At 55.4% G+C, this 12,670-nt stretch carries 10 protein-coding genes; 2 read left to right on the top strand and 8 right to left on the bottom strand.

Features of this window, described 5'->3' with window-relative positions:
• Positions 1 to 39: 39 nt before the first annotated feature.
• A complete protein-coding gene (locus B7444_RS12225; protein ID WP_007283759.1) occupies positions 40 to 2,133 on the top strand; it encodes a phosphocholine-specific phospholipase C in 2,094 nt (697 codons plus the stop codon).
• A 41-nt stretch (positions 2,134 to 2,174) separates the two neighbouring features.
• Here B7444_RS12225 and nadC read toward each other — a convergent pair whose 3' ends face one another.
• The 7 genes from nadC to B7444_RS12190 all read right to left on the bottom strand — a co-directional run bounded on the left by nadC (position 2,175) and on the right by B7444_RS12190 (position 10,098).
• Positions 2,175 to 3,032 carry a carboxylating nicotinate-nucleotide diphosphorylase gene (gene nadC, locus B7444_RS12220; protein WP_007283758.1) on the bottom strand — a complete coding sequence of 286 codons (858 nt, stop codon included), beginning with the start codon at positions 3,030 to 3,032 and terminating at the stop codon, positions 2,175 to 2,177.
• Positions 3,029 to 4,510, bottom strand: coding sequence for an L-aspartate oxidase (locus tag B7444_RS12215; RefSeq protein ID WP_007283757.1), 1,482 nt, complete (start codon positions 4,508 to 4,510; stop codon positions 3,029 to 3,031). Before B7444_RS12215 ends, nadC begins: the two co-directional genes overlap by 4 nt.
• Before the next feature lie 2 nt (positions 4,511 to 4,512).
• Positions 4,513 to 5,496 carry a quinolinate synthase NadA gene (gene nadA, locus B7444_RS12210; RefSeq protein WP_007283756.1) on the bottom strand — a complete coding sequence of 328 codons (984 nt, stop codon included), beginning with the start codon at positions 5,494 to 5,496 and terminating at the stop codon, positions 4,513 to 4,515.
• A gap of 80 nt (positions 5,497 to 5,576) precedes the next feature.
• Positions 5,577 to 6,461: an NUDIX hydrolase gene (locus B7444_RS12205; RefSeq protein WP_035730377.1), complete on the bottom strand. Its 885-nt coding sequence runs from the start codon at positions 6,459 to 6,461 to the stop codon at positions 5,577 to 5,579.
• A 101-nt stretch (positions 6,462 to 6,562) separates the two neighbouring features.
• Entirely contained in the window at positions 6,563 to 7,633 is a 1,071-nt protein-coding gene (locus tag B7444_RS12200; RefSeq protein WP_007283754.1) for an NAD(P)-dependent alcohol dehydrogenase, read from the bottom strand.
• 102 nt (positions 7,634 to 7,735) lie between these two features.
• On the bottom strand, positions 7,736 to 9,094 hold the full coding sequence (locus tag B7444_RS12195) for an amidohydrolase family protein (protein ID WP_007283753.1): 1,359 nt from the start codon (positions 9,092 to 9,094) through the stop codon (positions 7,736 to 7,738).
• Positions 9,091 to 10,098 (bottom strand): ABC transporter substrate-binding protein, encoded by a 1,008-nt coding sequence (locus B7444_RS12190; protein ID WP_007283752.1) that lies wholly within the window; start codon positions 10,096 to 10,098, stop codon positions 9,091 to 9,093. The genes B7444_RS12195 and B7444_RS12190 overlap by 4 nt, the downstream gene beginning before the upstream one ends.
• A 318-nt stretch (positions 10,099 to 10,416) precedes the next feature.
• Here B7444_RS12190 and B7444_RS12185 point away from each other — a divergent pair, with 318 nt between their 5' ends.
• On the top strand, positions 10,417 to 11,427 hold the full coding sequence (locus tag B7444_RS12185) for an isopenicillin N synthase family dioxygenase (RefSeq protein WP_035730353.1): 1,011 nt from the start codon (positions 10,417 to 10,419) through the stop codon (positions 11,425 to 11,427).
• A 13-nt stretch (positions 11,428 to 11,440) separates the two neighbouring features.
• Here B7444_RS12185 and B7444_RS12180 read toward each other — a convergent pair whose 3' ends face one another.
• Complete coding sequence (locus B7444_RS12180; protein WP_035730359.1) at positions 11,441 to 12,625, bottom strand: MFS transporter; 1,185 nt, start codon at positions 12,623 to 12,625, stop codon at positions 11,441 to 11,443.
• Positions 12,626 to 12,670: the final 45 nt, after the last annotated feature.

Below are 12,670 nucleotides of genomic sequence, written 5' to 3'. Positions count from 1 at the left end.
TCGTTCCTCCAACTGTTACTGCCCGAGAGAGATGACCCGGTGACTGCAAAACTCGACCGTCGTGGCCTTCTGGGCCTTGGTGCCGGCTTTTCCCTAAGCGCCCTCCTCCCATCGATCCAGCGCGCTCGCGCCATACCTGCACGTCGGGAGAGCGGAACCCTTGAAGATGTGCAGCATATTGTTGTGCTGATGCAGGAAAACCGCTCGTTCGATCATTATCTAGGTCATCTGGCAGGCGTTCGTGGTTATGGAGACCGGCATGTTGTTCGTGGGCCAGGTGGTGAACCCATTTGGTGGCAGCAGAGACAGAAGGCCGAGAATGGCTGGATTACCCCGTTTCATTTGCCAACCCAGACGTCCAGCGCTGAATGTGTGATCGACCTTGACCATACCTGGTCGCCAACCCACGGTGCGATCAACAAGGGCTGGAACAATCAGTGGCCCCGTCACAAAAAAGATATGACAATGGGGTACTACACGCGCGAAGACATTCCCTTCCATTACGCGCTGGCAGATGCCTTCACGGTCTGTGATCATTACTTTTGCTCCACGCCCACCCAGACACATCCGAACCGCTTCTATCTGATGTCCGGTATGGTGGATCCGAATGCCACGGGTGGCGGCCCAATCCTCGACAACGTAGACTGGGTGGATCGGGATTTTTTTCCGAAGGTGCCAGATCCGTTCACATGGACAACCTATCCTGAGCGGCTTCAGGATGCAGGCGTCTCCTGGCAGGTGTATCAGCAGGGTCTTTCGGGCGCAGATATCGAAAACGGAAATTTCGGCACTAATGTGCTGATGTGTTTCAAGAACTTTGCTGAGGCTCAGCCGGGTTCTGCATTGCATCAGCGCGCCATGACTGCCCGTACATTGGATCATCTCAAACAGGATGTGCTGGCCGACAAGCTTCCGCAGGTTTCATGGATCCTGCCTCCAGCAGCTTACTCCGAACATCCGCGCTGGACGCCGGGATATGGCGCAACGTTTATTGCCCATGCTCTTGATGCCCTGACGGCCAATCCGGATGTCTGGGCCAAGACCGTCTTTCTTGTCATGTACGATGAGAATGACGGATACTTCGATCACATGCCGCCACCACAGCCCCCTACTCCGGTTCTGCCTGGCATGAGTACGGTTTCAACCGAGGGCGAAATCCACAGGCATCTTCAGAATTTTGAATCGCAGCGCTACAAGCCGGACAACCTGCCATATGGCCTCGGCCCGCGCGTTCCTGCCTTTGCCATTTCTCCGTGGAGCACTGGTGGTTTTGTCTGTTCGGAAGTTTTTGACCATACGTCGGTCATCCGCTTCATCGAAAGCCGGTTTGGGGTCAAGGAAACCAACATTACTCCCTGGCGTCGTGCCGTTTGCGGTGATCTGACAAGTGCATTTGATTTCTCGCGCAAGAGCCATGTGAAAGTCCCGCTTCCCGATACAGCGGCGTACAAGAAAATTGCTGATGCATCCTGCAAGCTGCCTAACCCCGTCATCCCTCATCAGAGTACATTGGATGATATCGGAGATCAGGAACGCGGTGCGCGCCCTGCCCGCCCTTTGCCATACAATCTGGCTGTGGATATGGTTGATGACGGCCCGGATGCTGTGGCGTTTGAAATCCGGAATACGGGGACGGTCGGTGCCAGCTTCTATATCTATCGGGACGGAACAACCGAGACACCGCGCCGTCACACGGTGGAACCTGGAAAATCCGTTACGGATCGTTGGGACTTGGCGCATGCCGGTCAGCATGACTTCACGGTTCTTGGCCCGAATGGCTTTGCGCGGTATTTCCAGCGTGGTGCACCATCGACCCTGCTGGTCCGGGCTAACCACCAGAGAGAGACGGGAGAGCTTGCTCTTGAACTGAAGAATACCAGCACCACCGACAAGAAAGTGCTGATCAAGGATAATGCTTACGGTGCAGAAGACAGGCCGCTTTTCATAGCAGCCGGACAGACGCTATCCTTGTCTCTTGATCTGGTTTCAAGCCACCAATGGTATGATGTGAGCGTGTCGGCTGATGATGAGAGCAGTAATCATCAACGGTTTGCAGGTCATGTGGAAACCGGTCGCCCCAGCATCACAGACCCTGTCATGGGTGCAGTCATGGCCCATCAGGTAACCGGTTAAGTTTGACGTCCTGAGGGTTCGCCCTCAGGAAGCCATTAGACCTATCCCTCAATATCCAACCCGATATCTAGCGCCCGAACGGTGTGTGTCAGCCAGCCAAGGGAAATGATATCGACACCGGTTTCCGCAATCGGGCGAACTGTTTCAGGAGTAATCCCGCCTGAGGCTTCCGCAATGCCTCTTCCCGCAATCAGTCTGACCGCCTGCCGCAATTGATCCGAACTCATATTGTCGAGAAGATACGCATCCGCTCCCCCGGCGGACAAGGCCTCCTCAAGTTGCTCCAGTGTATCAACCTCGAGCTCTATTTTCATGAGATGCCCTGCCCGGCTACGGGCTTTGGCAAGGGCAGCAGAGACGCCGCCGCAGAGTGCAAGATGGTTGTCCTTGATCAGAATGGCATCATCCAGCCTATATCGGTGGCTGGAGCCGCCGCCGGCGCGAACTGCATATTTCTGAACGGCCTTCATCCCCGGTAACGTCTTGCGCGTGCAGCAGATCCGCACGTTGGTTCCGTCAACAGCATCCACGATTTCGCGCGTCGCTGTTGCGATCCCGCTGAGGTGGGACAGAAGATTCAGAGCAGTCCGTTCGCCAGCAAGGACGGCTCCAGCCCCACCTTCGACCACCGCCAGCACATCACCAGCAAAGATCTGCTCTCCATCGTTTTTCTGAGGCAGGAACCGCACACTTTTATCCAGCAGCGTGAAAGCAAGTTCAGCGCCTTGCAAGCCCGCGAGCACGCCCTTTTTTCGGGCACGGAAGATGGCCTGTAATGGTCGTTTCGGGTCCAGGAGTGCCTGGGTCGTAACATCGCCACCCGTCCCCAGATCTTCCAGCAGTGCGGTACGGACCAGAGGCTCCCAGAGAAGATCTGGCAGAAAAGTCTGAAATGTCATGAGAGTAATCTTTCAGGAACAGGAAGATCTGAAAAAGTGAGAGTTGTTCGATAAGGATCTGTTATTTCGGGGTAGTCCGTCCGGTAATGACTTCCGCGGCTCTCACGTCGCATGAGCGCAGATTGAGCGACAAGCGCTGCTACAAGGGCTCCGTCGTTTGTCTCTGCGTCTGGCAGGGTTGCATGCAGGAGAGCCTGAAGACCATTTTCGTCCCTGAGGATTCCAGCATACTCACTCATGAGTTTTGGAATGCGATCGAAAGAAACTGACAGAGCAGAACGTGTCGGTACAGAGCGAAGTGGCACCGTCTGATGTTTGACGTGATCAATATCTTCTGCTGCCCATTGTCCTGTGAGGAAGGCCTCCAGCAGGGAATTGCTGGCCAGGCGGTTTGCACCATGAAGACCTGTGCACGCCGCTTCACCTGCCGCCCATAGTCCTGAAACAGAGGTGCGTCCACGCTCGTTCACGTCCAGACCGCCCATGTGATAGTGCATCGCTGGACTGACCGGGATGGGGTCTCTTTCTGGATCAACGCCAATGGCGTGACAGGCCGCAGTGATGCCCGGAAACTGCTGGCTGAAGACTGCACCTCGCAGATGGCGCCCATCCAGGAAAACGTCATGCCCTTCCCGGATATGAGCAAAAATTGCTCTGGCGACGACGTCCCGTGACTGTAGTTCGTCCGTGAAGCGTTCGCCCCTTTCATCAACCAGAATGGCCCCGGCACCACGCACAGCCTCGCTGACAAGCGGACGGCGCCCCGTCATCGAACCGGTTTTCAGGGCCGTCGGATGAAACTGGGTGAATTCCATATCAGCTACCCGTGCCCCAGCCCGGACGGCATGGGCAAGTCCGGCTCCCTGAACTGTCCCCGGACTGGTCGCCTCGCTGTAAAGCGCCCCTATTCCTCCAGAGGCCACGAGACATGCAGATGTTGGCACGAAACCTGCGGACGTATAGACGCCTTGAAGACGCCCATCCTGAACCATCAGTCCATTCAGACAGGTGCCCTCCAGCACTGTAATACTCTCCCGAGCCTGCACGCGTCTGATGAGCGTCTGCATGATGGCTGCCCCGCTACCATCCCCTCCAACGTGTAGAATGCGTTTTCGAGAATGTGCTGCTTCCAGATGCAGGTCCAGAGCACCGTTTTTGCGTGCGAACGGAACACCCCAGTCCAGCAGCGTCTGGATGACCTGTGGGGCCGCGGTTGTCACACGTCGCACAACCTCAGGTACACTCAGGCCGGCGCCCGCAGCCAGCGTGTCTGCTGCATGCAGCGCTGGTGAGTCATCCGCTCCGATTGCCGCAGCAATCCCTCCCTGTGCCAGTGAGCTGGCGGCATCCAGTCCTAGTGGTGACGGTGTGAGGATGATGCACGGTTGGCGCAGATGGAGCGCAGCGGACAGGCCAGCCAATCCTGCGCCAACAATAACTGGCTGACCCGCAAGAGCGCTCAGAAGAGCCTTGGTCATGGCTAGATTGCCAACATCCGTTCCACGGCCGCTCGGGCTGGTGCTTCAAGAGCGGATGGAATGGTGACTGGAGTCTGCATGTTTTCCAGAGCACGACGAATGCCAGCCAACGTGATGCGTTTCATGTGCGGACACAGGTTGCACGGGCGCACAAATTCTGTCTCCGGATTGAGTGTCGTCAGGTTGTCGCTCATCGAGCATTCGGTGACGAGCAGTACCTTCTCGGGTTTCTGCTTAGCCACATAATCAATCATGTTGGCTGTTGAGCCGGAATAATCGGCTTCTGCCACGACATCAGGCGGGCATTCCGGGTGTGCGATGACGGTTACGCCCGGATGCATACGCCGATACTGGCGGATTTCCTGCGGCGTAAAGCGCTCGTGGACTTCGCAGTGGCCCGGCCATGTGAGCATTTCAATGCCGGTTTCGTTCTGGATATTCTGCGCCAGAAACTCATCCGGGATCATGATGACGCGCGGCACGTTCAGGCTCTCGACAACGCGCTTCGCGTTCCCGGATGTGCAGCACACATCTGTTTCGGCTTTCACATCAGCTGTGCTGTTGACATAGGTCACGACCGGAACGCCAGGATAGCGTTCTTTCATTTTCCGGACGTCTTCAGCCGTAATGCTTTCCGCTAACGAGCAGCCTGCCCGTTCGTCGGGGATCAGAACGGTTTTATCGGGGTTCATGAGCTTGGCGGTTTCCGCCATGAAGTGAACGCCTGCCATGACGATCACGTCAGCTTCAAGATCCTGCGCGTCCCGTGCGAGAGCAAGGCTGTCTCCGCGGATGTCAGCCACGCAGTGGAAGATCTCAGGGGTCTGATAGTTGTGAGCAAGAATGACTGCATTGCGCTCCTGCTTCAGGCGCAGGATGGCTTCGATATCATCCGCATACAGTCGCTCCCAATCCTCCCGGGCCATCAGGCGGGAGACGGGTTCATACAGCCTGTCTCGGCTTTGCAAGGCATTTGGACCGCCCATGATGGACTCCGTAATCTATTATGCTCTAATTGAGCATATAGTATCTTACTCCATCAGCAACGCTTTCACGCAACACATTTTCAGGAGATCCCTCCCAAGGGGAGTTTGGCACCCGAAAGATAACAGTTTTCAGAATTTTCCCGGCGAAACCTGTAAAGCCGTGCAGGACGTCCATGGACACCGCTCTCGTAACGGTCCGTCTCTTCTACAAGCTGTTGATTTTGTACAAGGCGTCGGAAGTTCTGCTTGTGCATGAGACGACCTGAAAGGGCCTCCATCGCCTGCTGAAGATGCAGGAGTGTAAACTCTTCGGGAACCAGTTCGAAAACGGCTGGCGTATAGCGAATTTTTGCGCGCAGGCGTGAAAGCGCAGTCGCGAGAATACGCCGATGGTCCCAAAGCATGGGTTGGCCACTGATCCGGGGTTGTGCGTCAGATGCAGCTTCCTGTACCAGTCCTGCTTCCCAGAGCAGTTCATATCGCTCCAGAACGGCATCGTCATTCCAGCTCTCACCATTCAGCCCAAACACCTGATTGCAGCGTTCAAGCCTGTCGGTCTGATCGCCAGCCCAACCTTTCAGCCGATCTTCAATGGTTTTCAGGACTGTGAGGCAGCCATTGGTGCGGCGGTCTTCCCATGGGAAATAGTTGTACCAGCTCTGCCAGCCACCTTGCGTTTGTCCGTCGCGGGTCAGGGCCATGTAGGAAATACGAACCAGCCTGTCTTCGTGAGCCAGCGCAGCATCTCCGAACGTATAAAGCTGTTCGACATGCCCCAGTCGAAAACCCGTCTGCTGCTCGACCCAGTGTCTTAGGCCGCGCTGAAGAGATGTGTGTTCGGTTTCCAGAGGGCCTGCGGGTAGGCATTGGCCGTCCTGCAAAGTCAGAACTTCTGGTACGCCGTTCTGTAAGGTTGTCAGAACGGCCACCAACTCAGCACGACAGGTCGCTATGTGGTGATCCATGCCGAGATTGTGCCTTTTCACCACATGATCAGTCTTCTTTACGCGCATATCGTCCGTTTTCTGCGAAACGGCCTTTCGGCCAGCCGTTTCGCAGTATGATATCAGTCTTCGAGTGTTACCGGCATAGACGCCATGTCGATGACAAACCGGTACTTCACATCCGAGCGGAGAACCCGATCATAGGCTTCGTTGATTTCATCCATGCGAATAACTTCAATATCGCTCGTGATGTTATGTTTTCCGCAGAAATCAAGCATTTCCTGCGTTTCCTGGATGCCGCCAATGGCCGATCCTGCAAGACTGCGGCGCTTGGCGACGAGGCTGAAAGCTCCGATGGACATAGGCTTTTCCGGAAGGCCAACCAGGACCATGTGTCCGTCCTGTTTCAGAAGCGCGAGATAAGCGTTGATGTCATGGTCGGCGGAAACGGCATCCAGAATGAAGTCAAACCGGTTTGCTTCTGCCGCCATGGCATCTGCATCACGGGAGATGATAACCCGGTGTGCACCGAGACGCTTGCCGTCCTCAATCTTGCCCGGAGACGTCGTGAACAGTGTCACTTCCGCACCCAGCGCCACGGCAAATTTGACGGCCATATGACCCAGCCCGCCAAGCCCAACGACGCCGACCTTATGGCCCGCGCCAATCTTCCAGTGAGCCAGCGGAGACCAGGTTGTAATGCCAGCACAGAGCAAAGGAGCCGCAGCGGCTGGGTCCAGATTTTCGGGAATACGAAGAACAAACCCCTCATCCACGACGACAGCCCGTGAGTATCCGCCGTATGTGTGAGCGCCTTCTACCGGGAATGATGTGTCCGGGCTGTTGTAGGTCCAGGTCGGGCCGGCATCGCAATACTGCTCCAGTCCCGCCTCACAGGACGCACAGGACCGGCATGAATCAACCATGCAGCCCACACCAACCAGATCGCCAGCCTTGAAGCGGGTGACGTCACGCCCTACGGCACTGACGCGCCCGACGATCTCGTGACCTGGCACGACTGGGTAGGAAGCAGGGCCCCATTCGCTTCGGGCGGTATGAATGTCCGAGTGGCAGACGCCGCAATGTGTAATGTCAATCTGAACATCCAGTGGACCACAGTCACGGCGTTCAAAAGCAAATGGCGTCAGCGGAGACGTCGGGCTGGAAGCGGCATAGCCAACGCAGGTCAGCATGGAATTTCCTTTTCTGGGAAGACAGATGGGAATTCAAATGAGAGAGGCACAAATAGCAGAAGACGGGCTTCAGCCATAGGTCATGCTCTGTCTTGGTTCCCGTCACGAAATTGCGAGGCATCCTACAACGCTTCTCGCCTCCGCCAGGAGGGCTTCGAGATCCAGCCCAGGGATCATTCCGTCTACCACAACGGGTTTCCCATCCATCAGAACATGCCGGACGGTCGTGGCTCCGGAAACAACCGGCGCAATCAGCGGATCATGCATCCCTGCACAGCGTGGAGCATCCAGACCATGAATAACCAGATCTGCCGTAGCTCCGATTTCTATCCGGCCTACATCCGGGAGATCCAGAATGGCAGCTCCTTCAGAGGTAGACCACCGCATGACATCCTCGGCCGTTACAGCCCCTGCCCCTTGAACCGCTCGATGGACCATCCAGGCGCAGTGCATTTCAGCACTCATGTCACAGGCTTCGTTGGACGCTGCACCATCGACGGCTAGAGAAACACGCCCTCCCAAGGCATCCAGAGCGGGTGCAGGCGCAATTCCTGAGCCAAGCCGGCAGTTGCTCTGCGGGCAATGCGCCATGCCGGTACTGGTCTGAGCGAGCAGTCTGAGTTCGCTATCATCCAGATGCACCAGATGCGCGAACCATACATCGTCTCCTACCCAGCCATGCTCCGCCACGAACTGTACGGGCCGCATATTGTAGGTTTCCAGACAGAACCTGACGTAATTCTCCGTCTCTGACAGGTGCGAATGCAATGAGATGCCCATGCTTCGTGCTGCCATGGCCATTTGGCGCAATTCGTCCGGTGTGACGCCCCAGGTGGGCGTATTGGGTGCCAGGACAATCCGGCGTTTCGCGTTCGGCCCGGACTGATGATACCGGCTGACAAGCGCATCGACCCGTTTGAGCATGACATCCAACGTTTCCGTTGGAGCAGGGATGATTTCGTCCGTATCGAATTTTCTGGCCCGTGTTGTTCCTCCCCGTGCCAGAACGTAGCGAAGGCCCAGGTCTTCGGCAGCTTCGAACAGAACAGCCGCCGGGTCGTAAGCGTACATGTCTGCAAACAGGTAGTGATGGTCCGCGACTGTTGTGCAGCCTGAGAGGAGCAGTTCCACCATTCCAATGCGCACGGCCACATTCAATGCCCGTTCGTCGATGCGGCTCCAGTAGGTGTTGGGAACAAGGCGGAGCCAGGGTTCAAGTGGTTTATTGATCGCTGTGGGGACGGCTTTGAGAACACTCTGGAACAGATGATGGTGTGTGCTGATCAGGCCGGGCGAGACAACACCGCCCTTGGCATCAAGAACGGTTTCTCCGTCATGCGGAGACAGGTCACCGATTTCGACAATTTTCCCATCACGGATGCGAAGACTTCCCGTTCTTCTGGCTGCATCCCCTTTTTGACCCGTCAGAATACCGCAGGTGTTGTGAATAAGAAGCGTCATGTGGGCATGATCCGGAGGTTGTCTACAAATTCTGTTGTGAAGGCGCTTTTCCAGTCTGCATCGGCTGGGAGAAGGTTTTGACTGACCATGAAATTCCGTGTTGCCTGCCATCGGGCTATGGTCATTGTACCCAGTCCCTTCTCTCGGACGTCATCAGACAGCAGAACGTTCGCTTTCTTCAGCCCCTCGTAACCAAAGGTCAGGTGTTCGGGTGTCATGTTCGGGTTGGCTTTCAGGATCAACGCATTTCCTGGAGCGGGATCCTGGAAGTAGTCATTCCAGCCTAGCAGCGACGCTTTTACGAACCCGTTAACTTTGACTCTGTCTGTTTTGACCATCTGCTGGGTGGTGACCATGGGGGCTCCATAGGGCGGGTATCCCAGACCCTTGAACAGGAAGAACTCGACCGGCATTCCTTTCAATTTTGCATCCCAGAGCTCGGATGACGCGTAAGCCTGTACGGCCATGCTCTTGTCAAAGAAGAAAGGCTGGAGGTTAAAGGAATAAGGCCTCGCCTGCTCTTCCGTATAACCAAAGCGCTTCTTGAGCCACGGCCAGAATGTCGCATGGGAAGACGAGGCAATCAGGATAGGGTGATCTTTAAGCTGCTGAAGATCAGTAACACCAGCATGAGTCATCAGTCCTTGCTGGTCATGCTGAAAAGTACTCGCCACAGCAACGAGTGGAATGCCGGACGCGACAGCGGAAAGAAGCTGGAAATCATAGCCGGTGATGAAGTCGGCCCGGCCTGCGGCAAGAAGCTGCGGGACATTCATTTGTGGGCTGGCTGCTTCGATTGTGACGTCCAGCCCTTCCCGAGTATAATATCCTTTAGCAAGGGCCTGATAAAACCCGCCAAATTCCGCCTGTGCGTACCAGGAGGTCACGAGCTTGACGGGAGTTCCCGCGGCATGGGCTGTTCGAATGAAAGGCATCGAAAGCGTGCCAAGACCGGCCGTTAATCCTAGCAGAGACTTCCGACGGCCAAGCATGTTTCTGGACATGAGGGGACATTCTCCCGTTTTTCTCTGGGCATAGTTTATGAACCGAAATGAGTTTTCCGGAAGTCTCTATTTGAGTTTGGCCTGATGCTGTTTTTCTGGCGATAATTTGGAATTGACAGCCCAAGCTCAGATATGTTTTGAATTTTGAAAGAGTATAAGCGGTCGGGATCTTAAAGAAGATCTTGGGCATTGCTCCAGCAGGTCTGCGCAACAGGTCTTGATGGAGAATATGTCCGGAGCAACTCTCCGTTTTGTCTCCCATTCATCCTGCGCGTGGCCCCTGCTGTCTTTCGTCAGACATAAGGAGAGACTGAGCAGATGAGCACCTTAGCCACGACAACCATGAGCGAAATTGAGACCGAGCGCCGCATTGGGGGAGCTGGGACCAGTATCGTCAGAGATATTCCAAGAATTGATTTATCGTCATTTGAGGATCGTAAGCAGGAAATCGCTGACGCCCTATGGTCGGCTGCGACTGAAATCGGCTTTTTCCAAGTCTATAACCACGGTATTCCGCAAGACGATATTGACCGTGCATTTTCGCTGGCCGAACATTTTTTCAAGCTACCGACCGATAAAAAAGCAGCCCTGCCTTTGAAGCCAGGCACCAATGCCGGTTGGGAATTTCGGGAACAGGTCAGGCCTTCAACGGGCACGCCTGACCATAAGGAGTCCTTTCAGATCACCCTTCCGCGTATGGCGGGGTTGTGGCCTCAGGACACGGATATTGCCGGCTTTCAGGAGTTTCTCACTCAGTTCGAGCATCAGAACTGGCTTCTGGGAATGAAAATCCTGTCGTGCTTTGCGATGAAGCTCGGCTTCGAGGAAGATTTTTTCACATCCCGACATGAGCCGTCTTTACCGGATTATCAGTGCACCCTGCGCCTCATTCACTACATGAGCATGGAGAATGCCAAACCGGCAGATTTCGAAAACTGGCGTGCTGGCGCGCATTCAGATTTTGACTGCCTGACTTTATTGCATCAACGCGCTGGTGAAGGTGGATTGCAGGTCTGTCCGGGTAAGGATGTTGATAGTGGTGCGTGGACGGACGTTGAGCCGGCCACGGGTTACGTGACCTGCAATATTGGCGACATGCTGATGCGCTGGAGTGATGACAGGCTTCTTTCCACCCTGCATCGCGTCCGGATGCCGAAACCCGGTGAGTATCTTGGAGAACGGTTGTCCATCCCGTTTTTCTGTCAGGCTAATCGGGATGCAATCATTCAGGGGCCAGATAGGAAATATGCGCCTATCTCGGCCCAGAATTATCTTCTTGAACGCCTTCAGGCCAATTTTGCCGCCTTGCAAAAAGCCAGATCTCAATAACAAGGCGGAAACATCAGGCTACGACGACGCGACGCTGCCTGACCTGAAAAATGGTCAGGCAGCCCATACCCAGGGCACAGAAAGCAAACAGGGCGTAGCTGGTCCAGAGCGTGGTAGAAAAATAAAGATAAGGCATCAGAACCGCTGAAACAGAAATGAACTGCCCGACCGTGCCCGCAACGGCCCCGCGGGTCTTCCGGTCTGTTGCAACGACGGGAAGCAGAGACATTCCTGCTCCGCTTAGGCCGCTATAGGCGAACGTCCAGAGGAATAGTCCGAGGGAGGCCACAACCATCGTGCTACCCGGGAAAAGCAGCATCCACTGTGCAGCCATGCCAATCGCCGCCATGACACAGAACATGACACGGGATCGACGTTCCGTTCCAACACAAAGGCTGACGATCAGGCCCCCGGCCATCATCACGACAATCTTCACAATTGCCACTTCAGCCGCAGACGCTGCCAGGCTGACATGATGTACACGCGCCAGATAGGATGGTGCAATCAGGCTTGTCCCGTACGCGATACCATTCGGAAGTGTGACTGAAAGACCAAGCGCAGTTACCAGCCAGGGCGAGAGTTTTTTGGCAGGGCCGGAATTGGTCTCCGCCGTTAATGGCTCTTTCAGCCTGGCCAGGGTGAGAATGCCGACTGCAAGAATCACCAGCATCAGAACCATATGAGACAGGCAGGCAGTCTGCCACCGTCCTCCTGCAAGGAATGGAATTGCGAGGAGCAATCCCGCAGAATATCCCGCAGGCGCAAAGGTGGACCAGAAGGCCAGCGCACGAGAGCGGTTTTTCTCCGGCAGATAACGCATAAACAGAACGGGAGAGCCCGCCGTCGCAAAAGCAAAACCGCATCCGCAAAGCATCAGACCAATTCGCAGACTCCATAGCGTAGAAGTGGAAAGCAGAAGCGTGTCGCCAATCAGCGTCAGTCCTACGGAAATCGGGAAAGCCTTTTTTACTCCGATACGATCAACGATCATCCCGAAAAGAAACGACGTGAAAGCTGCTGGAACAGAGAAGAAGGACAGGCTTGTCCCGATGGGCCCGGGCGAAACATGTCTTGCATCCGCGATGGCGCTGATGAACGGAACCACCAGCCCGACGACGGCCATTGAAACCGCGGAGTAAACGTAAATTATCAGAACGAGAAAGAGGTGGTAGCCAGATCTGTCATCCGTGGTCTGCATGATCTCGTATCCTCAAAAGAGCCGGCCACGGGCCTGGCTACAGGG

The sequence above is a fragment of the Gluconobacter thailandicus F149-1 = NBRC 100600 genome (assembly GCF_000964465.1).
GTDB classification, from domain to species: domain Bacteria; phylum Pseudomonadota; class Alphaproteobacteria; order Acetobacterales; family Acetobacteraceae; genus Gluconobacter; species Gluconobacter thailandicus.
This window is presented reverse-complemented; position numbering and strand designations above follow the sequence as displayed.

Bases quoted from the DNA above. Each gene is read 5' to 3' on its own strand.
- nadC (WP_007283758.1), bottom strand. From the start codon at position 3,032: ATGACATTTCAGACTTTTCTGCCAGATCTTCTCTGGGAGCCTCTGGTC.
- B7444_RS12215 (WP_007283757.1), bottom strand. From the start codon at position 4,510: ATGACCAAGGCTCTTCTGAGCGCTCTTGCGGGTCAGCCAGTTATTGTT.
- nadA (WP_007283756.1), bottom strand. From the start codon at position 5,496: ATGGGCGGTCCAAATGCCTTGCAAAGCCGAGACAGGCTGTATGAACCC.
- B7444_RS12205 (WP_035730377.1), bottom strand. From the start codon at position 6,461: ATGGATCACCACATAGCGACCTGTCGTGCTGAGTTGGTGGCCGTTCTG.
- B7444_RS12200 (WP_007283754.1), bottom strand. From the start codon at position 7,633: ATGCTGACCTGCGTTGGCTATGCCGCTTCCAGCCCGACGTCTCCGCTG.
- B7444_RS12195 (WP_007283753.1), bottom strand. From the start codon at position 9,094: ATGACGCTTCTTATTCACAACACCTGCGGTATTCTGACGGGTCAAAAA.
- B7444_RS12190 (WP_007283752.1), bottom strand. From the start codon at position 10,098: ATGTCCAGAAACATGCTTGGCCGTCGGAAGTCTCTGCTAGGATTAACG.
- B7444_RS12185 (WP_035730353.1), top strand. From the start codon at position 10,417: ATGAGCACCTTAGCCACGACAACCATGAGCGAAATTGAGACCGAGCGC.
- B7444_RS12180 (WP_035730359.1), bottom strand. From the start codon at position 12,625: ATGCAGACCACGGATGACAGATCTGGCTACCACCTCTTTCTCGTTCTG.